We start from the raw sequence: 20,346 nt of genomic DNA, 5'->3' as shown, positions 1-20,346 counted from the left end.
TTGCGGGTGACCCGCAAGCACGCATGCGCATCACTTTTCCGGGTTCTTCGGGCTCCAGAGCACGGTCTCGGCGCCTTTCTCGTAAGCCATTCCGTTTGGATAGCTGATCGCTTCCAGCTGCAGGCCCCAGGGCGCCTGGAAATAAAGAATGGTCTGGCCGGCGGCCGGTCCTTCGGAAAGCGGAATCGGCCCCATCCTGGTCTTGACCCCCTTCGCATCGAGATAGGCTTTCGCGGCGGCGACATCGTCGACATAGAAGGCGATGTGGAATCCGCCTATGTCGCTGTTGCGCGGCGTCAGGTCTTTCTGATCGGGCGCGGTGTATTTGAACAGCTCGATGTTCGATCCGGTGCCGCAGCGCACCATGGTGATCTGCTCGATCACGGCCTTGGGGTCGACGCCCAGCACATCCTGCATGAATGTGCCCTTGTCGTCGGCGAACGGGCCAAACGACATGGCCTTCTTGCAACCGACCACCTCGGTGAAGAAATCGACCGCCTGCTTCATATCGGGAACCGTGATCCCGGTGTGGTCGTGTCCACGCATGCCGGGTATCGAGCTGGCCATGGCCATCCCGGCGCTGCCCAGGACAGCGGCAACGAGCGTTGCATTTCGGATTGCAGACTTCATCTCAGGTCTCCTCCACTCGCGGGCCTTTTCGATGCTGCACGCCGGGGCCCGCTTTCGGCGTGCGGATGCTTCATGCCGGTGCCTTTGCGATGGGAGAAAGGTCCAGCCAGCCCGGATCGATTTCGGGCAGCGGGATGGCTGATATCAGGTCGCGCGTGTAGTCCTGCCGCGGGTTCTCGAACAAACTGTCGGTGGCGCTGGCTTCGACAATCATGCCCTGGCGCATGACGATCACCTGCCGGCACAGCCGCCGGATCACTGAAAGATCGTGACTGATGAAGGCGACGGTCAGTCCCATCTCGGCCGCGAGCCTTTCCAGCAGCGTCAGGATCTGCGCCTGGGTCGACACGTCGAGGCCGGAGACGATTTCGTCCGCCAGCACGAATTTCGGCGACAGGGCGAGCGCACGCGCAATGCCGACGCGTTGGCGTTGGCCGCCCGACAGTTCATGGCGGTAGCGGCTGGCGAAGTCCTGCGGCAGGCCGACGCGCTGCAGCGCTTCGGCAACACGATCCTTGAGGTTGTCACCAAGGCCGTTCTGCTTCAGCGGCGCGGCGATGATGCTGGCGATGGTGCGGCGCGGATTGAGCGACGACATCGGATCCTGGAAGATCATCTGCAGATCGCGACGCAGTGGCCTAAGCTCTGCTTCCGGCAGATGGGTGATATCGCGGCCGTCGAAGCTGATGCTGCCTGCGCTCGGCTCAAGAAGGCGCACCAGGGCGCGGCCGAGCGTCGACTTGCCGGAACCGGATTCGCCGACGATGCCGGTGACCGATCCCCTGGGCAGATCGAAATCCAGGCCTTTCAGGATTTCGATCATCGGCGCCCGCCCGATCAGCGGCTTGCGCGTCATGTCGGGCAAGGCGACCTTCAGGCCGCGCACGGAAAACAACGGCTCAGCCATGCGGCCGCCTCCACGCCTGGTCGGCAGCTGTGATCTCCGAGGCCAGTCCGGCCAGCACGGCCTCATCCACCGGCTTCAGCGAGGCGAACGGATCGGTGTAGCGTGGCGTCGCGGCCATCAGCGCCCGCGTGTAGGGGTGCCGCGGGGCGGCAAAGAGATCAGCCGTCTCGGCCTCTTCCACCACCTTGCCGGCATAGAGCACCGAAACTTTCTGGCTGATCTTGGCAACGACGCCGAGGTCATGGGTGACGAACAGGATCGCCGTGCCGTGCTCGCGCTGCAATTGCGCGATCAGGCGCAGGATCTGCTTCTGCACGGTGACGTCGAGCGCTGTCGTAGGCTCGTCGGCGACGATCAGCCGTGGCTCGGCGGCGAAGGCGGCGGCGATCAGCACGCGTTGGCGCATGCCGCCGGAAAGCTCGTGCGGATAGCTTTTCAGCACGCGGTCGGGATCGCGGATCTGCACCTCGTCCAGCAACTGGCGGGTGCGCTGGACGGCCCTCTCGCCGCTCCAGCCGAGGATGCGCACCAGCCGGTCGGTCATCTGTGGACCGATGCGCCGCGACGGGTTGAGCGCGGTCAGCGGGTCCTGCGGGATCAGCGCCGTGCGCGCGCCGATCAACGTGCGCCGTGCCTTGGGCTGCAGCTTGCCGAGGTCTTCGCCTTCGAGCAGCATGTCGCCCTCGACGATCCGCACGCTCGACGGCAAGACGCCGAGCACCGCCTTGCCGATCATGGTCTTGCCGGCGCCGCTCTCGCCGACCAGTGCACGCACTTCGCCGGGCTGTACGGAAAGCGATACCGAGCGCAGCACGCGCTGGCCGTTCGGCAACACGGCGCTCAAATCCCTGATGTGGAGGCAAGCGCTCATCGCAGCACCGGATCGAAGCGCGCCCGCAGCGCCTCGCCGAACTGGCTGAACGACAGCACCGTCAGGATCAGCGTGATCAGCGGGAACACCAGCACCCACCACGCCTGATGGATGGATAGCCGGCCCTCGGCGATGATGCCGCCCCAGGTCGGATCATCCGTCGAGATCGACAGGTTGACGAAGGACAGGATCGCCTCGACGATGACGGCGATGCCCATTTCCAGCGACAGAAGCGCCACGATCGAGGGCACGACATTGGGCAGCACTTCGCGCAGCATGATGCCGATGCGGCCATAGCCCGCGATGCGGGCATTCTCGACATAGTCCATCCGCGACTGGCCCATCGCCTCGGCGCGGATGACCCGGCAGAAGCGTGTCCAGTCGATGATGGCGATAGCCAGGATGACCGAGCTCAGGCCCGTGCCAAGCACGGCCACCAGCAGGATGGCGAACAGCACCGGTGGGAAGGCCATCCAGATCTCGACGATGCGTGAGATGATGCGATCGGCCCAGCCGCCGAAATAGCCGGCGATCAGGCCGAGCGTCGAGCCGACCAGACAGGCGGCGATTGCAGCGGCGAAGGCGACGATGAAAGCGATGCGTCCGCCGAAGATCAGCCGGGACAAGAGATCGCGGCCGAGGCTGTCCGTGCCCAGCCAGTAGCCGGGCTCGGCGCCGTTCATCCAGAAGGGAGGCAGCCGCTCCAGCATCAGGTCCTGCGCCAGCGGATCTTGCGCTGCGACCAGCGGCGCGAAGATCGCGGCCAGCAGCGCCGGCAGCAGCCAGCCGCCGGCCAGCCACAGCTTTGCGCTCGAGCCATGTCGTGAAATGCGGCCGTCATCCATGGCGCAGCCTCGGATTGAGCAAGGCATACATCATGTCTACGGCAAGGTTGATCAGCACGAACAGCAGCGCGAAGACCAGCACGATGCCCTGGATCAGCGGCAGATCGCGATTGATGACGGCATCGATCGCCATATTGCCGAGACCTTCATAGGAAAACAGCCGCTCGACGATGACGGTGCCGCCGATGAGGAAGGTGAATTGCACGCCAACCAGGGTAAGCGTCGGCAGGGCGGCATTCTTCAGCGCCTCGCGCAGGATGACCTGCGTTTCCGAAAACCCCTTCACCCGCGCCAGCATGACATAGTCGAGATCGAGCACTTCCTTCAGCGACTGTTTCAACAGCTGCGAGATGATCGCGGCCAGCGGCAGCGCCAAGGCAACCGCCGGCATCAGCATGTGTTTGAGGAGATCCCAGGTCAGGTCGAAGCGCAGCCGAAGCACGCTCTCGAACAGATAGAATTGGGTGACGAAGGGCAGGTCGAGCTGCGGTGACACCCGGCCGGAAATGTCGAAGATAGGCACCAGCACGCCAAACAGCAGGATCAGCACCAGGCCCCACAGGAAATCGGGAATGGACAGCGCCGTCCCGCTGGCGATGTCGATGCCGGCTTCGATCGCCGTGCCGCGTTCTCGCGCGCCGATGATCGCCGTCGTTCCGCCGATCGCAACCGCCATGACAAGGGCGACGATGGCAAGTTCCAGCGTCGCCGGCAGCCGATTGAAGACGAGGCCGAGCACGTTCTGCCGCAGCGAGATCGAGGTGCCGAAATCGCCTCGGACGACGCCGGAAAGCCAGATGAAGAACTGCTGCACGATGGTCTTGTCGAGCCCGTAGAGCGCCCGCAGCCGGGCAATGTCGGCATCCGTCGCGCCGGGTGGCAGCATCATCGCTATGGGATCCCCGGGCGCTACGCGGATCACGACGAACACGACGACGGCCACGCCGAACAGCGTGACCATCATCGTCAGAAGACGGATCAGAAATCTCTGCAGGAGCATGTAAATCTTTGCGGGAGCCCGCTAGCTCCCATGCTTGGTAGAGAATGCGCGCCGTCGCAATCGACGGCGCGCGGCAATTCCAGGCCGATATCAGGCCGGGGTCATCAGGGCCGGCAGCAGCGCGCCGGAAAGATGCTGGACCACCTTGACCCCTTTGGCATGCACGACCGGCTGCGCGAACTGCAGCAGCGGCAGCACATAGGCCTGCTCGGCGATGTATTTGTCGACCGCCTTCCAGCCGGCGATGCGCTTGGCCTCATCCTTCTCGCCCCACAGCGGACCGATCTTGGCGTCGAGGTCGTCGGTCTTCCAGGACGAATGCGGTGACGGCCCGAACATCGCGAAGCCGGTCGAGGTGGTCGGGTCGCCGATGGCATTGCCCCAATTGTAGAAGGCGGCCGGCGCCAGCTTGTGCGCCGCGCGCAATTCGAAATGCTTGGCGATCTCGTAGACCTCGATCGTCGCCTCGATGCCGACCTTGCGCCACATGCCGACGATCGCCTGCACCATCTCGTAGTCCTTGGGCTTGAAGCCCTTGGTGGTCTGGATGGTGATCTTGGCCGGCTTTTCAGGCGAGTAGCCGGAGGCGGCCAGCAATTCCTTGGCTTTCTCAGGGTTGTGCTCGACCTTGATCGAGGGGTCGTAGGCCGCGTATTCGGGCGTTTCCAGCGTATCGATCGGCTGGCCGTAGCCGCGCAGCAGGCGATCGACCAGAAGCTTCTTGTCGACGGCCATCACCGCTGCCTGGCGGACATTCTTGTCCAGCATGGCGTCCTTGTTGTTGAAGAAGATCATGCCGATGTCCGACACGTTCTTGCAGGTGCCGGCGAGCCCGTCCTTGGCGATCAGCCGGTCATACTCCTCATAGGGGATTTCGAGCGTCACCTGCGAGGATCCCGACTCGATTTCCGCGACTCGGCTCGCCGCATCGGTGACGAACTTGATCGTCACGTTTTCGAAAGCCGGCTTGCCGCCCCAGTAGTTCGGATTGGCCTTCAGCCGCAGGAAGGCGTTACGCTCGAATTTGTCGACCATGTACGGCCCGGTGCCGATCGGCGCTTTCTCAAACCCTTCGGGTCCGACCTTCTCGTAATAGGCCTTCGGCATGACGTAGCCGGTCAGGAACGACATCCACTTGAAATAAACCGGATCGAACTGCACGACATCGCCGGTGATCCTGTTGCCGTCGATCTTGAAGTTATTGACGTTCTTCCAGACGAACTGGATCGGGTTGCCGGTCTTTTCGTCGCCGGCCCGCTGCAGCGACCACACCACGTCCTCGGGCGTGAACGGCGAGCCGTCATGCCAGGTAACGCCCTCGCGAACCGTCATCGTGATCTTGGTCCGGTCTTCGTTCCAGCCCCATTCGGTGAGCAGGCCGGGCGCGAAGGACAGGTCAGGCTTTTGCGGGATGAACTGGTCGAATACCGACTGGTAGAGACCCTGGATCGTCGGGTTGACCGCCGAGGGTCCGGTGGTCGGGTCCCAGGACGGCAGATTGACGTTGTAGGCGATCGTCAGTTCGCCGGCTGCCGCCTTGGCGATCCGCGGCAGGCCGATGGCCGTGGCACCGAGTGCCGCGGCACTGTATCCCAGCAATTCGCGTCTGTTGATTGGCATGGTCGTTCCCCTTGTTGGTTTATTGTCTTTTACGCGGCGTCGTCAGTTCATTGGTCAGGCTCCCTGGGCAGCAGCGCCTTGCCCTCGTTCGCCTCTATGAAATCTTCGGCTCCTACCTCCCGCCAAGCTGCTGCGCGAGCATGAAGCCCGAAGCCGCACCAGTGCCGGCTCCGGGCCAAGTAGCAGCTCCCGTGAGATGCAGATTGCCGACCGGCGTGTTCCAGCCGGCAAAACCGCGCGCCGGGCGAAACAGGAAATTCTGCGCCAGATGATGACTGCCGCAAACCTGGTCGCCGCCGACGAGGTTAGGGTTCTCGCGCTCCAGGTCGACGGGAGAGAATACGGCCTGATCGAGGATTTTCCGCCGAAGACCGGGCGCATAGGTCTCGATGATATCGAGTACCCGCTCGGCATAGCGCACCTTGACCTGATCCCAATGCGCGGGCGCGATCTTGCCGGCGGTATCGCCTGTTATCTCGGCGGGCAGCATGCGCACCTGCACCCAAAGCACATGCTTGCCCATGGGCGCGCGCGACAGGTCGACCGCCGTCGGCTGGCCGACGACCAGCACCGGCTCGTCCGGCAGCATGCCGGCCATGGCCTGCTGATAGGTGCGCGACATGGCGTCGAGCGAAGGCGACAGATGCACGTAGGCGAACTGCCGGAGCTCAGGCCCGGCGCGCCAGTCTGGCAGGTCGTCGAGCGCCAGATGGATCATCATCGTGCCCGGCGCATGGCGGAATTTTAGCATCGCCGCATCGAAGCCGGCGTCGCCGGACCCGTTGGGCAGCAACTTGCCGGTCAGCGACCCGGGCGCGACGCCGGCAATCACCGCCTTGGTGGCGGTATGCGTTTCGCCCGAAGCAAGCCGCACCCCGGTCGCCTTGCCGGCGGAAACCGTGATCTCGGCCACTTCCGCTCCGGTGATGATCTTGCCGCCGGCAGCCGTAACCATGCCCGACAGCGCGCGAATGATGGTGTCGGCGCCGCCCTTGCCCAGCACCATGCCAAAGCTCTGGTTGGCCATGGATTCCAGATAGGGGAACACGGCACCGCCCGCGATGTCGGGCGCGAAGTCGAGATGCATGCCCCAGGTGGCGAGCGTCGCCCGCACATAGGGCGACTCGAAGTTCTCCTCGAGCCACGCGCGGGGTGAGGAAAGCAGCAAACGGCCGGTGTCGAGCGCGCCGGACATGCCCTTCTTGCGCCACAGGTTCCAGGCGGTGCCGGCAAGCGCGCGGGCGCTCATCGGCGAGCCCAGCAGGCGGAACAGGTGCTCGGCTTCCGCCGGGAAGGCGGCAACCAGTTTGCGCCATGTCGCGGCGTCGGCGGCGGAGAAAGCGGCCATGCGGCTCGCGGTCTTTTCCAGGTCGTTGCTGACGCCGAACCAGCGACCGTCGGGAAAGGCGCTGGCGAAACAGTCGGCGACAGGCGCGAACTCCAGGCCCTGTGCTTTCAATTCATTTGCATATTTCCGGTGGAAGGCCGAGCCGGCAAACAGGCTCAGATTCATCGCACCAAAATCGTGGCGGAAGCCGGGAAGGGTGAATTCGCGGGTCTGGACGGCGCCGCCGATTGTTGCGCTGCGTTCGAAAACCCCGGTTTTCCAGCCCTTGAGCGCCAGATGCGCGGCGCATGCCAGAGTGTTGTGGCCCGCTCCGACAAAGATGGCGTCAAACTCGCTCACGCCTCGTTCCCATTTCCTTTATGCTTAAAGATAATTGCAGATGCATATGTTTTCGTCTAGTAGGATATTAAGGGCCGCAACGAGCCATCAGCATCAGCAAAAAAGAGGGAACAGAGACCATGGACACGCAAAAACTCCTCGGCGAGGTCGCCGGCCAGCTTCTTTCAGGCGCCATCAAGGTGGTCGACCTGTCGGCGCCGCTCGGACCGGATACGCCGCTGATCAAGCTGCCGCCGGAACTTGCAGTCGACACGCCGAAGGTCGAGATCCACAACATCTCCCGTTATGACAAGAATGGTCCGTGGTGGGCGTGGAACTGGCTGAAGCTCGGCGAGCATTCGGGCACGCATTTCGATGCGCCGCAGCATTGGATCAGCGGCAAGGATTATCCGGACGGCGCCACCGACACCATTCCGGCCCAGAACTTCGTCGGCCCGGTCAACGTCATCGACTGCTCGAAGGAAGCCGCCGCCGACCACGATTTCCTGCTCACCGTCGACCACATCAAGGCATGGGAAGCCAAGCATGGCGCCATCAATGCCGGCGAATGGGTGGTGATGCGCACCGACTGGTACAAGCGAAACGGTTCGGAAGCCGAATTCCTCAACGCCAACGAGACCGGGCCGCACACGCCTGGCCCGACGGCGGAAGCCATCCAGTTCCTGATCAGCAAGGACATCAAGGGCTGGGGAAGCGAGACGATCGGCACGGATGCTGGCAAGGCAGGGGGAATGGAACCGCCATTCCCGGCGCACACGCTGATGCACAAGGCCAATCGCTACGGCCTCGCCAGCCTCTGCAATCTCGACCAGCTGCCGCCGAAAGGTGCGATCCTGATCGCGGCACCCCTCAAGATCGAACATGGCACCGGCAGCCCGATCCGCGCGCTGGCACTGGTGTCAAAGCAATAGGGCGAGGTGGGTCTTCGGGAGAAGATCATGCGCGAAGGCGAAACCGTAGTGATGGCGCGGCAACCGTGCAGTGATGGCGCTCTACGGCGCCCCCCTCTGTCCTACCGGACATCTCCCCCTCCAGAGGGGAGATTGGCTGTCACAGCCGGCTTCGCTAATCGTCAACGCTGCAAGGGTGGGCGCGGAGCCGAAGCTGCCGGTCTCCCCCCCGAAGGGGGAGATGTCCGGCAGGACAGAGGGGGGCGCCGTAGAGCGCGACAGACCTCAGGAAACCTCCAATGAACGCGCCCGATCACATCATCGTCGGCAGCGGCATCAACGCGCTGGTCTGCGCGGCGATGCTCGGCGGCAAGGGTGCCAAGGTGCTCATCCTTGAGCGCAACGACCGCATCGGCGGTTGCATGCGCACCGAGGAGATCACCGCGCCCGGCTTTGTCCACGACGTGATGGCGACGACCTTCGTGCTGTTCATCACCTCGCCGGCCTTTGCCGCACTTGGCGCCGACCTCGCCCGGCACGGGCTGGAGTTCTGCCACACCGGCACGCCGACCGGCGTGCTGCGGCCGGATGGCAGCCATGCCGTGCTCCGCACCGACCGCGCCGCCAATGTCACCGCGCTCAATGCGATCGCGGCAGGCGACGGCGATAGCCACGCAGGCGATGTCGGCGGCATCGAGCGCAATGCCGGCCTGTTGTTCGGCCTGCTCGGCGGCAGCCTATGGTCCTATCCGACGATGAAACTCCTGGCGGGCGAAGCGTGGCGGCGTGGCCCGCGCGGCCTTGCCGCCTTTCTGGGCGAAGCGCTGGTGCCGGCGCGCGGCTGGCTGGAAAGCACCTACCGGTCCGAAACCATCCGGGCGCTGTGGGCACCCTGGGTGCTGCATGCCGGACTTGGACCGGAAGATGCCTTTTCCGGCCAGATCGCCAAAGTCATCGCCTTCGCGCTGGAAGCGGCCGGCGCGCCGATCGTCAAGGGCGGAGCCAAGAACCTGCTTGCCGCGTTCGAAGCCTTGATCCGGGAACGCGGCGGCGACATCCGCACCGGCGCCGATGTCGCTTCAATCGTCCAGACTGGTGGCCGCGCCACTGGCGTGCGGTTGGCATCGGGCGAAACGATCGCAGCGAACAAAAGCGTCATCTGCTCGGTCACGCCGACGCAACTCTATGGCCGGCTGCTCGGCAGCGGGGCTCCCAAGGACGATGTCGAAGCGACGCGGAAATATCGCTACGGCAAAGGCAATTTCCAGATCCACTACGCCCTGAGCAAGCCGCCGGCATGGCGCGGCGAAGGGCTGGACAAGGTGGCGCTGCTGCATCTGACGCCGGGGCTCGACGGCGTGTCGAAGGCCTGCAACGAGGCCACGCGTGGCATGCTGCCGGAGGTGCCGACCATCTGTGTCGGCCAGCCGCACGCGCTCGATCCGTCGCGCTGCCCGGAGGGCAAGGCGATCCTGTGGCTGCAACTGCCCGAGGCGCCACGCTTCATCAAGGGCGATGCGGCCGGCACGCTGCAGGCACCGGCTGACGGGCAATGGACCGACGCGCTGCGCGAAGCCTATGCCGATCGTGCCGAAGCGATCCTCGCCAGCCATATCGACGGCTTCAAGGACTGCGTCATCGCGCGCCGCGCCTATTCGCCCGCTGATCTGGAAGCGATGAACATCAATCTGGTTGGCGGCGACCCCTATGGCGGCTCCTCGACCATCGACCAGTCGTTCCTGTGGCGGCCGTTCAAGACCAGCCGCAACCACCAGACCGGCATCAAGGGCCTTTATCATATCGGCGCCTCGACGCATCCGGGCGCGGGCTTGGGCGGTGGCTCCGGCTTTCTGCTGGCGGGGAGGCTGTGATGGAACAGAAGGTTCCGGAAAAGCGCCAGCGCATTTCGACATTGGGGCAGATCGGCCTGCAGCAATTCGCGCCCTATCTGATGAACCGCATCATGGGCCGTTATAACGCCACCTTGCGCGACGATTTCCGCAAGCAGGGCCTGACCATTCCGCAGGTGCGCACGCTCGCTGTGCTGTCGGTCACCGACGGCGTCACCGTCAATGACCTCTCGGTCTACACCGTGATAGAACAGTCAACCTTGAGCCGCACGCTCGACACGCTGGAGGGCCAAGGCCTCGTGCGGCGCGAGCAAGGCGTGACCGACAGCCGCATCCGCCACGTGTTCCTGACCGACGACGGCCGCGCCGAATTCACCCGCGCCTGGCCCGCCATGCATGACGCGTTCGAGGCGATGTTCGACGACGTCGACGACGCCGAATATTCAGCGCTGATAGCGACGCTTTTGAAGATGCTGAAGAACATTCGCAAGCACGACATCTAGATGTACGCGCCGCCGGCTATCCGGCGGCAACGGAAGGAGGCCGAAATGGCCGAACGATCTTTTGCCAAGGAAGTCGAGAAACTACGCCTCGGCGCCGGCGAGGAGTTTGCCGGCGAAGGCATCCTCGCCATCACCAAGGCGTTGCTGCAATGCGGCGTCGGCTATGTCGGCGGCTATCAGGGCGCGCCGATCAGCCATCTGATGGATGTGCTGGCCGATGCGCAGGACATTCTGGGCGAGCTCGGCGTGCATTTCGAGGCCAGCGCTTCGGAAGCCACTGCCACCGCCATGCTGGCCGCCTCGGTGCATTATCCCATCCGTGGCGCGGCAACCTTCAAGTCGACGGTCGGCACCAATGTCGCCTCCGATGCGCTCGCCAACCTGGCTTCCGGCGGCGTCACCGGCGGCGCGCTGATCATCGTTGGCGAGGATTACGGCGAAGGCTCCTCGATCATGCAGGAGCGCAGCCACGCCTTCGCCATGAAGAGCCAGGTCTGGCTGCTCGATCCGCGCCCCAATCTGCCGTCGATCGTAAAGGCGGTGGAGGACGGTTTCGAGCTGTCGGAAATTTCCAACACGCCGGTCATGCTGCAGGTGCGCATCCGCTGCTGCCACGTCCACGGCCATTTCATCGCCAAGGACAACAAGCGGCCGCCCATGACCGTGGCCGATGCGCTGAACGCACCGCGCCGCGACACCGGCCGCATCGTGCTGCCGCCCGCTTCCTTCCTGCATGAGAAGGAAAAGGTGCAGAAGCGCTGGCCGGCGGCGGTGGACTTCATCCGCAAGAACAAGATCAACGAGTTCTTCGGATCGGATCATGGTTCGGTCGGCATCGTCATGCAGGGCGGCATGTACAATTCGGTCATCCGCGCCCTGCAACGCCTCGGCCTTGCCGATACCTATGGCGACACAGATGTGCCGCTCTATGTGCTCAACGCCGTCTATCCGCTGATCGACGATGAATTCCTGTCCTTCTGCGAGGGCAAGCAGTCCGTGCTCGTCGTTGAGGAAGGCCAGCCCAATTATATCGAGCAGGCCTTTGCCTCGATGCTGCACAAGGCCGGGCGCGGCACCAGGCTGGTCGGCAAGGAGCATCTGCCGATGGCCGGCGAATATACCGGCCAGGTCATGCTTGACGGCATCGGCACTTTCCTGCGCGCCGAGGCGCCGCATCTGCTGCCGGGCGAGGTGCGGGCACCCAACAAGATCGGCGACGGCGTCGACACCGCGGACCTGATCAACGTCGTGCCGGGTCGTCCGCCGGGCTTCTGCATCGGTTGTCCGGAGCGGCCGATCTTTGCAGCCACCAAGCTGGTCGAGCAGGAACTAGGCGAGCACCACATCGCTTCCGATATCGGCTGCCATCTGTTCTCGATCATGCCGCCCTTCGAGCTTGGCGCCACCACCATGGGCTACGGGCTGGGGCCGGCTTCCGCCTCGGCGTTCAATTCGCCCGACGCCAAGCGCCGCTCGATCTCCTTCGTCGGCGACGGCGGCTTCTGGCACAACGGCCTGACCTCCTCGATCGGCAATGCGGTGTTCAACAAGAACGACGGTGTCATCGTCATCGTCGACAATTTCTACTCGGCCGCTACCGGCGGCCAGGACATCCTCTCATCGCGCGCCGGCAACAAGACCAAGTCGACCAAGCATCCAATCACCGAGGCGGTGAAGGGCATGGGTGTCAAATGGTTGCGCCATGTCGACCGCACCTATGACGTCACCAAGATGCAGGACATTTTGCGCGAGGCGCTGACGACGGACGAGAAGGGGCCGAAGGTCATCGTCGCCTCGTCCGAATGCATGCTCAACCGGCAGCGCCGTGAAAAGCCGTTGGTCGACAAGGCGATCAAAGGCGGCGAGCGTGTGGTCAAGCCCAAATTCGGCGTCGATGAGGACATCTGCACCGGCGACCATGCCTGCATGCGGCTGTCAGGCTGCCCGTCGCTGTCGGTGAAGTCGCTCGACGATCCCTTGCGCGATGATCCGGTGGCACACATCGACCAGAGCTGCGTCGGCTGCGGCAATTGCGGCGAGGTCGCCGATGCGGCGGTGCTGTGCCCGTCCTTCTACCGCGCCGACGTCGTGCACAATCCGAGCCGCTGGGACCGCTTCCTCGAATCCACGCGTCGCGCCACCATCAGCCTGTTGCAGCGCCGCCGCGAAAGCCGGCGCCTGACCTTTGCCAATGCTTGACGCTGTCCCCCCATTTCGCCCCCGGGCCGGGGCTCAGGACGACGAGCGCGTCATCAAGCTCGCCGTGCTGGCGGTCGGCGGCCAGGGCGGTGGCGTGCTGGCCGACTGGATCACCGACGTCGCCGAGCGCAACGGCTACGTGGCGCAATCGACCTCGGTTGCCGGCGTCGCCCAGCGCACCGGCGCCACCATCTATTATATCGAGATGGCCCGCGACACCGGCCGTTTGCCGGTGTTCGCGTTGTCGCCCTCGCAAGGCGACGTCGACATCCTGATCGCGGCGGAACTGATGGAAGCCGGACGCGCCATTATAAGGGGCTTCGTCACGCCCGACCGCACCACGCTGATTGCTTCGTCGCACCGCATCGCCGCCGTGTCGGAAAAGATCGAGCCGGGCGACGGCCGGGCCTCGTCATCAAAGGTGCATGCGACGGCGGAAGCCGCATCGAAACGCTTCATCGCCTTCGACATGGAAAAGATCGCCGCCGACAACGGTTCGATGATCTCGGCCAGCCTGCTTGGCGCGCTGGCGGGTTCCGACGCGCTGCCGTTCACTCGTGGAAGCTATGAGCAGGCGATCAGCGCCGGTGGCAGGGGCGTCAAGGCCAGCCTTGCCGCCTTCGGTGCCGCTTATGATCGCGCACGTGGCACGACGGCGCCGGCATCAAGGGTGGCGGAGCCAGCGATTGGCGATGCCGCCCTGGGAGCGGACGTCAGTGGACCGCAAAACCTGATGCAACGCTGGCAGGCCTTGGCCGCCCACATCGATCTGATGCCCGTGACCGTGCGCGACATGGCGCTCAGGGGCCTGAGAAAGGTCGTCGATTATCAGGATATCACCTATGGGCGCGAGTATCTCGACCGGCTGGACAGCGCCGTCGCGCTGGACAGCCCGGAGCACGCCCATGCGTTGTCCATCGCCGCCGCGAAGCATCTGGCCAACGCCATGTGCTATGACGACATGATCCGTGTCGCCGATCTGAAGACGCGTTCGACGCGTGGCAGGAGGGTGCGCCGCGAGGTCGGTATCAAGGACGGCTCGATCCTGCAGGTGACCGAATATTTCCATCCGCGCATCGAGGAATTCTGCGGCACGCTGCCGGCGGGGCTAGGCAGCTACATCGAGAACCGGCCGAAGCTCGCCGCCTTCCTCGACCGCCGCATCAACCATGGCCGCCGTATCCGTACAGACAGCTTTGCCGGCTTTGCCGCGCTGTGGTTTATCGGCGGCTTGCGCCGCTGGCGCCGCGGTCTGCTGCGCCACAAGGTCGAGGTCGCCCATCTCGATCTCTGGTACGCGCTAGCGCTCGGTCATGTGCCGGCTAATTATGCGCTGGCGGTCGAGATCCTCAACTGCCGCCGGCTGATCAAGGGCTACAGCGACACGCATGTGCGCGGGCAGTCGAAATTCGACCGGGTTCTGTCGGCGCTCGATCTGCTCAAGGGTCGCCCCGACGCCGCCGACTGGATCCGCCGCCTGCGCGAGGCCGCTCTGAAGGACGAGAAGGGCGACATGCTCGACGGCGCGCTGAAGACCGTGGCATCGCTCGGCGAGAGCGCTGCCCGCTAACGAATATGTGATCGGACCATTCACCCGGCATTCAGCCGGCTGGGTGGTATATTATTCTCGGGGTGTGAACCTTGGAGGATACAGTCATGTTCAGATACATTCTGCCCATTGCTACCGCCGCAGGCACGTTGATGCTGTCGAGCGTCGGCTCGCAGGCGCTGCCAATGGCAAAGCCCAGCACCGCTCCGTTGCCAATCGAAAGCGTCGGCTGGAGATGCGGCCCTGGCTGGCACGTGAACCGGTGGGGAAATTGCGTGCCCAACCACCGCGTGATAATTCGGCCGTATCGTTACTACCATCCCGGCTTCCGGCACTATCACCACCACCGCTGGCACCACCGCTACTAGAGCATGATCCCGAAAGGTGGAATCCGGCTTTCTCGAACAAACGGTTCCCGTTTGTCCAGAGATCATGATCAAACAAAAAGATAGAGCCCCATCCCGACTCCATCGGGATGGAACAGGCTCTAGAGCAGAATCTGATCATTCCGGCTCATATCCTGTTGCGGCGAAGTAGTTGGCGCACTCGGTTGGTGTGAAGCAAGGCAGTGCGGCGCTGATGGTATCCCACAATTCCGCGACGGTTCGTGCGGCGGCTTTGCGTAGAATCGATTTCAGCTTGGAAAAGGCGTTCTCGATCGGGTTGAAGTCGGGGGAATAGGGCGGGAGGAACATCATCCTTGCGCCGGTTGCTTCGATCGCCACACGGGCGGCTGCGCTTTTGTGCGCCGGCAGGTTGTCGAGGATCACGACATCGTCGGGCCGCAGCGTCGGCACGAGAACCTGCTCGACATAGGCGACAAACCATTCGCCAGTCATCGGGCCGTCCAGGACCATTGGCGCGGTCATGCCAGTGAGGCGCAGGGCGCCGGTGAACGTCGTCGTCTTCCAATGGCCATGCGGGATTGGCGATCGGCACCGCATCCCGCGCTTCGTGCGCCCCCGCAGTCGAGCCATCTTTGTCGAGGCTCCGGTCTCGTCGATGAAGACCAGATGCTCGGGATCAAGATCGGGCTGGGCGTCGAACCAGGCGTTTCGTCGCGCCGCCACGTCTGGCCGCTCCTGCTCGCTGGCGTGCGCCGTTTTTTTTTTTGAAGGTCATGGAGTGACGATCGAGAAACCGCCAGATCGTGCTCGTCGCAAACGACGCGCCATGCTCCTGTCGCAGCAACTCGGCGAGTTCGACCAGCGTGATGTCCACCCGCCTCTCGATCGCCGCCAGGATGATGTCGCGATACGCTTCAACGCGGTGGGACCGCCTGTCGCCGCCCTGCGGCTTTGCGCAGGTGGCTCCGGTCTCGCGCCATTCCCGGACCCAACGCACCGAGCTTGCCGCCGCCACGCCAAATCGCGCCGCTGCCGCCCGTCGCGACAGGCCGCCATCAACCGCTGCGACCACCCGAGCCCGCAAATCTTCCGATAAGGATTTCGCCATGCCATGCCGGCCTCCGAATCCAGCAGATATGCTGAATCAGATTTCCAATCCCAACGAAACCCCTATCGATTCTATCCGCTCGGATTTTGCTCTAGAACGGGTGATCACTGAGCGGATCGACACGGCGTCCGCCCCGGAGCGGTGTGGACGCTTCCGCTAAAGGTGTCGTCCCTGTGACGCCGCCAGCCTTTTTCATGTGATGAGATCGCGCATCGGATTGACCGACGCGGACTCCGGAAACACCTTGTCGCCAAGCACGGCCGCGGAAAGACCGAACTGGTCGGCGAGCAGGCCCTTCAGCACCGCCCTGACATCGCTTGTCGGCGCGAGATCACGTTGCTCATAAAGCTGAGCCGGCTTCAACCCGGGCCAATCGGCGATGACGCGTCCGCCCTTGATCGCGCCGCCCGCCAGTAGTGCCACGGTTCCGGTGCCATGATCGGTGCCGACGGTGCCGTTGATGCGGGCCGTGCGACCGAACTCGGTGATGGCGACGATCGCGGTGTCCTTCCAGCGTTCACCCAGGCCCTTTTCGAATTCCTCGAAGGCGCCGTCGAGACCTCCGAGCAGGCTGGCGAGCCGCCCTGTCGCGCCGCCTTCGTTGACATGCGTGTCCCAGCCATCGAAGGCGAGCGCGGCGACACGCGGCCCATCATCGGCCGCGATCAGCTTGGCGGCGCCTTGCGCGGCCTGCCGCATGCCGGCCGCGCTGTCGAGACCACCCTTGGGCTTCATGGAATCCATCTTGTCGCCCAAGGCCATCTTGTCGGCGTCCAGTCCCCGTTTAAGGGCCACGGCAAGCACTGGATCGCGATGGCTGTAGAGATCGAGCACGCGCGCCGCCAGATTGTCGGAGGGCGCGGGCAGGTATTGCGGCGCCCAGCCGAGCACGGGTGCGGAACCGCGTATCACCAGCGGCGTCGATGGGCCGACGGCGAGCCCTCCAAGCGTTGCGACACGGTCGCCGGACGGCAGGTTTTCGAGCGCCCGGTTGAGCCAGCCGGTTGCAACATGGCCGGGACCGGCAAAGCCGCTTTCCAGCACGTCCTGTCCGTCGAAATGCGAGCGTTCACGATAGCCGGTCGCCGCCGCGTGCACGACAGCAGCCTGCTTGTCCTTGAACAGGCGCGCGAACACCGGCATCGCCGGATTGACCGCGAAGAACCCATCCAGCGGCAGCGCCGCATGCGGACCGGTCAGCGACAGGGCGATGTCGCCGTGCAAGCCCGCATAGTCGGGATCGCCGATCGGGCCGACCGTCGAGAGACCATCGAGCGCCCCGCGCAGCACGATGACGATCAGGCGCGGATCGCGATTGTTGCCGGCGCGGGCAAAGCGCGGCATGTAGGCCCAGGCAAACAGCGCGCCGCCAGTCATCAACATGGCACGGCGGGAGGGATTGGGGATTTCGCACAACAGGCTCATCACATCATCTCCGCTGGGATCATCTTCTTTGAAATTCGGGCGCCATCAGCAGCATCGCCAGCCCTTGCTGCTTGGATTCGGCCTGCGCGATCGCTTGCCTGGTCTCGGGTGAGGCCGAGGGGCCGATGACAGCGTTGAGCGTATCATTGGGATTGCCGATGTTCTTGACCTGGCGGGCCGCCTGCCAGGCGATGTCGAGACGGATCTTCATGCCTTCCGCCGAAGCCCAGGCGTCCGCCTCGTCGGCAAAGCCGTTCGGTCCCGGGGGCTGCCAAAGCGGCTCGCCGAGCGCGTTGAGCCAGCCAAGCGACTGGTTGGGATTGTTTGCCGGATCCGGGCCAGCCGCCCGTCTGATGGCAACAATGAAGTCGGTCGGCGAGCGCATCTTCGCCAGTGGCGTCGACCAGGCCTCCGGCATGTCGATCAGCGTGGCCGCTAGCGCCCGCAAATCGCCGTCGCTTTTGGCGAAGACCTTGGCGAGGCGGGCGATCGCTGCCGGCGGTGGATTGTCGGCGATGAAATGGCGGGCCATCTGGGTGGCGATATGCTGCGCCGTCGCCGGATGGCGGGCAATGTCATTCAGTGCCGCCTCGGCCTGTCCCTGGCCACCGGCGGGATAGGTCTTGCCCAGCAGGACTTCTTCGCTCGGCTCATGCGCGTTGGCATTGAAGACGAAATTGCCTGGCTCGCCCAGCCGCCCGTCGCGCCCGCCGATCATCCAGCCGGTCAGGATACGGGCAAAGCTGGTGACATCGGCCTGGCTGTAGCCGCCGCCAACGCCGAGCGTGTGCAATTCCAGGATTTCGCGGGCGAGGTTTTCGTTGAGGCCGCGCTTGCCGTTGTTCCCCGCGCGGGACTTAGGACCCACCGATTGCTGGTTGTCGAGATAAAACAGCATGGCCGGGTGATGCTCCACCGCCAGGAGCATGTCGGCGAAGCGGCCGAGCACGAAGGGGCGGATGGCCTCCCGCTCGAAAGCGCCGGCGCTGGCCCGAATGATATTATCCTTCGCCACGGAAATACAAAAATGGTTCGACCAGAAATAGACAAGGCGCTCGACGAACCCCACGTCGGCTTTGAGCGCCTTGTCGAAACGCGCCTGGGCTTCCGCCTGGAACAATTTCGCCTCGATGGGCGGTGGGGGAGGAGGCGCGGCGGCGGGTTTGGCGGGAACTATCGCGGGTTTCCCGGACGCAGCGGCCGGTACGGCGGCCGGCGCCAGCGACGGCGCGACAGGCTTGGCCGGCGCCACGGGCGGGAGCATCGCCGGGGCATTCGTCATGGTTGCCTGCCGGGTCAAGCCCGTCGCCATGTCGAGCTTGCGCTGGAAGCTTGCCGCCATGCTGGCCTGGATGGCAGCCGTGCTTCCCAGCAAGCCGGCATAGGCCGGATCGTCGTAGGGGATCATGGCGATGTCGGGCTGCCGGAGTTCCGCCTTCAGATAAGCGCGCGGATCGCCTTTGAGATCGCCTTTGAGTTTGTCCAGGTCGCCGGGCCGTGCTCCGAGCCCGAAGCGGTTGAACACCACAAGAGTCGGATCCGGCCGGGAGTTTGAAGCAGGGGTAGCCAAATCCGGTCTCCGCCATCTGGGCCCTGAAGCATCACACATGGGGCCCACTGGAACAGGCTCTGGGCCGATTCTGGTTAAACAGGAGGTCCGGGTGCCGGCGATCGACCGGCACCCACTATCCAGGCGATACTACCAGCGGTGCCAGCGATGCCACCGGTGATGGGGATGCCCGACGTAGAAGGACGGACCATAGTAGTAGCCGGGATAGACCACCACCCTGCGATAAGGCACGCAGCGCCCCCAGGGGTTGGGGTGCCATCCCGGGCCGCAGCCATAGGCCACGTTCTCGACAAGACCCGCCGCCGGTCCAACCGGCACCAACGGCATGGCCGATGAAGCAGCAACTGTGGTGACCACCCCACCCAACGCGAGGGCGCCGGCGATCGTGTATTTTGCCAAACGTTTCATGAAGGATACTCCAAGGTTTCCGGGTTAGAAAAACAAACCTGAACAATCGAGCGTTCAGGGCAGTTCGTCCCTTCTCCATCATTAAACGGCGCCGCCCAAACTTTCCGTCGGTCGTCATTTTCGATTCCGGCGTATTTTTTTGGGAACAACAGTGCGGACGCCGCTGTGCGCGCCTTCCCGGGAAGGGTAGGCGGCGCAGAGCGATGACAAGCTCTTTCCACTACCCTTGGTGGTCCCCCAGATGATTGTTTTCGGTGACAAGCGACCAACTCTCACGGAATCTTGAACTTTGGGACGGGGAATTGGAGCTATCGTTTGGCATGGCGCGCAAGATAGAAATTCTCAACGCTTGGTGTTGTTGCATGAAGGGAAATCAAAAATTCCTAATTGTTTCGCTAATATTTACGATGCTGATGATTCTTAATGTTTACCGCAGACTAGTTGGTGATGCTCATGGCATGAGCAGCACTGTTCAAATTTCTGCAAATGCACTGTGTGCTTGTTTGTATTTTTATGAATACTTTAGAAGGGTAAGACATTGAGGTCGATATAACCGGGTACCGACAAGAGACTGTTTCATTGCCAACTAGGCAGGCTTCCTGCGGTTGTACGCACTCCGTACCGCGACCTGGCCAAAACATCTTGAAGCCAGTGCGCATCGGAAGCGGCTGTGCACATGGGCGAATTTTCTTGGTGCAAAGGAAGTGGTGCCGCTTAGGTGACTCGAACACCTGACCCCCGCATTACGAATGCGGTGCTCTACCAACTGAGCTAAAGCGGCCCGGGAGGCTGAGACCTCCAAGATGGGCTGGGTGATAGACTCAACCAGCCGCGAATTCAAGATGGGAGTTGGCAATTCGTATCGGCATCGCATTCTCGGTTAAAATAGGCGGGTTGCAGTCGGTCTCTCGGCTTGCCAAGCCAAGGGAGGGCGGAA

At 63.7% G+C, this 20,346-nt stretch carries 17 protein-coding genes and 1 tRNA gene; 6 read left to right on the top strand and 12 right to left on the bottom strand.

Going from position 1 to position 20,346, the window contains the following annotated elements; all coding sequences use genetic code 11:
- Positions 1 to 30 precede the first annotated feature (30 nt).
- From LGH82_RS14970 to LGH82_RS14940, 7 genes are all read right to left on the bottom strand, one after another.
- A complete protein-coding gene (locus LGH82_RS14970) occupies positions 31 to 630 on the bottom strand; it encodes a VOC family protein (RefSeq protein WP_227349194.1) in 600 nt (199 codons plus the stop codon).
- 70 nt (positions 631 to 700) lie between these two features.
- Entirely contained in the window at positions 701 to 1,537 is an 837-nt protein-coding gene (locus tag LGH82_RS14965; protein ID WP_227349193.1) for an ATP-binding cassette domain-containing protein, read from the bottom strand.
- Positions 1,530 to 2,408, bottom strand: coding sequence for an ABC transporter ATP-binding protein (locus LGH82_RS14960; RefSeq protein WP_227349192.1), 879 nt, complete (start codon positions 2,406 to 2,408; stop codon positions 1,530 to 1,532). Before LGH82_RS14960 ends, LGH82_RS14965 begins: the two co-directional genes overlap by 8 nt.
- On the bottom strand, positions 2,405 to 3,253 hold the full coding sequence (locus LGH82_RS14955; protein ID WP_227349191.1) for an ABC transporter permease: 849 nt from the start codon (positions 3,251 to 3,253) through the stop codon (positions 2,405 to 2,407). Before LGH82_RS14955 ends, LGH82_RS14960 begins: the two co-directional genes overlap by 4 nt.
- Positions 3,246 to 4,253, bottom strand: coding sequence for an ABC transporter permease (locus tag LGH82_RS14950; protein WP_227349190.1), 1,008 nt, complete (start codon positions 4,251 to 4,253; stop codon positions 3,246 to 3,248). The genes LGH82_RS14955 and LGH82_RS14950 overlap by 8 nt, the downstream gene beginning before the upstream one ends.
- A 90-nt stretch (positions 4,254 to 4,343) precedes the next feature.
- Positions 4,344 to 5,873 carry an ABC transporter substrate-binding protein gene (locus tag LGH82_RS14945; RefSeq protein WP_227349189.1) on the bottom strand — a complete coding sequence of 510 codons (1,530 nt, stop codon included), beginning with the start codon at positions 5,871 to 5,873 and terminating at the stop codon, positions 4,344 to 4,346.
- A 112-nt stretch (positions 5,874 to 5,985) separates the two neighbouring features.
- Positions 5,986 to 7,560, bottom strand: a complete 1,575-nt coding sequence (locus LGH82_RS14940) for a phytoene desaturase family protein (protein ID WP_227349188.1) — start codon at positions 7,558 to 7,560, stop codon at positions 5,986 to 5,988.
- A gap of 119 nt (positions 7,561 to 7,679) precedes the next feature.
- On the opposite strand from LGH82_RS14940, the gene LGH82_RS14935 reads away from it, so the two are divergent.
- The 6 genes from LGH82_RS14935 (at position 7,680) to LGH82_RS14910 (ending at position 14,919) form a co-directional block, all read left to right on the top strand.
- Positions 7,680 to 8,471, top strand: a complete 792-nt coding sequence (locus LGH82_RS14935) for a cyclase family protein (protein ID WP_227349187.1) — start codon at positions 7,680 to 7,682, stop codon at positions 8,469 to 8,471.
- A 278-nt stretch (positions 8,472 to 8,749) separates the two neighbouring features.
- Positions 8,750 to 10,321 carry a phytoene desaturase family protein gene (locus LGH82_RS14930; protein WP_227349186.1) on the top strand — a complete coding sequence of 524 codons (1,572 nt, stop codon included), beginning with the start codon at positions 8,750 to 8,752 and terminating at the stop codon, positions 10,319 to 10,321.
- A complete protein-coding gene (locus tag LGH82_RS14925; protein WP_227349185.1) occupies positions 10,321 to 10,803 on the top strand; it encodes a MarR family winged helix-turn-helix transcriptional regulator in 483 nt (160 codons plus the stop codon). The genes LGH82_RS14930 and LGH82_RS14925 overlap by 1 nt, the downstream gene beginning before the upstream one ends.
- A 45-nt stretch (positions 10,804 to 10,848) precedes the next feature.
- The gene (locus LGH82_RS14920; RefSeq protein WP_227349184.1) at positions 10,849 to 13,002 is read left to right on the top strand and encodes an indolepyruvate ferredoxin oxidoreductase subunit alpha; all 2,154 of its coding nucleotides are present in this window, start codon (positions 10,849 to 10,851) and stop codon (positions 13,000 to 13,002) included.
- Positions 12,995 to 14,572 (top strand): indolepyruvate oxidoreductase subunit beta family protein, encoded by a 1,578-nt coding sequence (locus LGH82_RS14915; RefSeq protein WP_227349183.1) that lies wholly within the window; start codon positions 12,995 to 12,997, stop codon positions 14,570 to 14,572. The genes LGH82_RS14920 and LGH82_RS14915 overlap by 8 nt, the downstream gene beginning before the upstream one ends.
- Before the next feature lie 86 nt (positions 14,573 to 14,658).
- Positions 14,659 to 14,919 carry a GCG_CRPN prefix-to-repeats domain-containing protein gene (locus LGH82_RS14910; RefSeq protein WP_227349182.1) on the top strand — a complete coding sequence of 87 codons (261 nt, stop codon included), beginning with the start codon at positions 14,659 to 14,661 and terminating at the stop codon, positions 14,917 to 14,919.
- Between the two features lie 135 nt (positions 14,920 to 15,054).
- Here LGH82_RS14910 and LGH82_RS14905 read toward each other — a convergent pair.
- The 5 genes from LGH82_RS14905 to LGH82_RS14885 all read right to left on the bottom strand — a co-directional run bounded on the left by LGH82_RS14905 (position 15,055) and on the right by LGH82_RS14885 (position 20,190).
- A protein-coding gene (locus LGH82_RS14905; RefSeq protein WP_227343924.1) for an IS630 family transposase occupies positions 15,055 to 16,006 on the bottom strand; the annotation gives its coding sequence in 2 pieces (ribosomal slippage) (positions 15,055 to 15,663 and positions 15,665 to 16,006; 951 coding nt in all).
- A 192-nt stretch (positions 16,007 to 16,198) separates the two neighbouring features.
- Positions 16,199 to 17,431, bottom strand: a complete 1,233-nt coding sequence (locus tag LGH82_RS14900; RefSeq protein WP_227349181.1) for a DUF1501 domain-containing protein — start codon at positions 17,429 to 17,431, stop codon at positions 16,199 to 16,201.
- Positions 17,432 to 17,450: 19 nt separating this feature from the next.
- Positions 17,451 to 19,040, bottom strand: coding sequence for a DUF1800 domain-containing protein (locus LGH82_RS14895; protein WP_227349180.1), 1,590 nt, complete (start codon positions 19,038 to 19,040; stop codon positions 17,451 to 17,453).
- A gap of 90 nt (positions 19,041 to 19,130) precedes the next feature.
- Positions 19,131 to 19,409 carry a GCG_CRPN prefix-to-repeats domain-containing protein gene (locus LGH82_RS14890; RefSeq protein WP_227349179.1) on the bottom strand — a complete coding sequence of 93 codons (279 nt, stop codon included), beginning with the start codon at positions 19,407 to 19,409 and terminating at the stop codon, positions 19,131 to 19,133.
- A 705-nt stretch (positions 19,410 to 20,114) separates the two neighbouring features.
- Positions 20,115 to 20,190 (bottom strand) — tRNA-Thr (locus tag LGH82_RS14885).
- Between the last annotated feature and the right edge of the window lie 156 nt (positions 20,191 to 20,346).

The organism is Mesorhizobium sp. PAMC28654 (assembly GCF_020616515.1).
Classification (GTDB): Bacteria; Pseudomonadota; Alphaproteobacteria; order Rhizobiales; family Rhizobiaceae; genus Mesorhizobium.
This window is presented reverse-complemented; position numbering and strand designations above follow the sequence as displayed.

Excerpts from the sequence above, each read along its gene's own strand:
- LGH82_RS14970 (WP_227349194.1), bottom strand. The coding sequence starts at position 630 with ATGAAGTCTGCAATCCGAAATGCAACGCTCGTTGCCGCTGTCCTGGGC.
- LGH82_RS14965 (WP_227349193.1), bottom strand. The coding sequence starts at position 1,537 with ATGGCTGAGCCGTTGTTTTCCGTGCGCGGCCTGAAGGTCGCCTTGCCC.
- LGH82_RS14960 (WP_227349192.1), bottom strand. The coding sequence starts at position 2,408 with ATGAGCGCTTGCCTCCACATCAGGGATTTGAGCGCCGTGTTGCCGAAC.
- LGH82_RS14955 (WP_227349191.1), bottom strand. The coding sequence starts at position 3,253 with ATGGATGACGGCCGCATTTCACGACATGGCTCGAGCGCAAAGCTGTGG.
- LGH82_RS14950 (WP_227349190.1), bottom strand. The coding sequence starts at position 4,253 with ATGCTCCTGCAGAGATTTCTGATCCGTCTTCTGACGATGATGGTCACG.
- LGH82_RS14945 (WP_227349189.1), bottom strand. The coding sequence starts at position 5,873 with ATGCCAATCAACAGACGCGAATTGCTGGGATACAGTGCCGCGGCACTC.
- LGH82_RS14935 (WP_227349187.1), top strand. The coding sequence starts at position 7,680 with ATGGACACGCAAAAACTCCTCGGCGAGGTCGCCGGCCAGCTTCTTTCA.
- LGH82_RS14930 (WP_227349186.1), top strand. The coding sequence starts at position 8,750 with ATGAACGCGCCCGATCACATCATCGTCGGCAGCGGCATCAACGCGCTG.
- LGH82_RS14925 (WP_227349185.1), top strand. The coding sequence starts at position 10,321 with ATGGAACAGAAGGTTCCGGAAAAGCGCCAGCGCATTTCGACATTGGGG.
- LGH82_RS14920 (WP_227349184.1), top strand. The coding sequence starts at position 10,849 with ATGGCCGAACGATCTTTTGCCAAGGAAGTCGAGAAACTACGCCTCGGC.
- LGH82_RS14915 (WP_227349183.1), top strand. The coding sequence starts at position 12,995 with ATGCTTGACGCTGTCCCCCCATTTCGCCCCCGGGCCGGGGCTCAGGAC.
- LGH82_RS14910 (WP_227349182.1), top strand. The coding sequence starts at position 14,659 with ATGTTCAGATACATTCTGCCCATTGCTACCGCCGCAGGCACGTTGATG.
- LGH82_RS14900 (WP_227349181.1), bottom strand. The coding sequence starts at position 17,431 with ATGAGCCTGTTGTGCGAAATCCCCAATCCCTCCCGCCGTGCCATGTTG.
- LGH82_RS14895 (WP_227349180.1), bottom strand. The coding sequence starts at position 19,040 with ATGTGTGATGCTTCAGGGCCCAGATGGCGGAGACCGGATTTGGCTACC.
- LGH82_RS14890 (WP_227349179.1), bottom strand. The coding sequence starts at position 19,409 with ATGAAACGTTTGGCAAAATACACGATCGCCGGCGCCCTCGCGTTGGGT.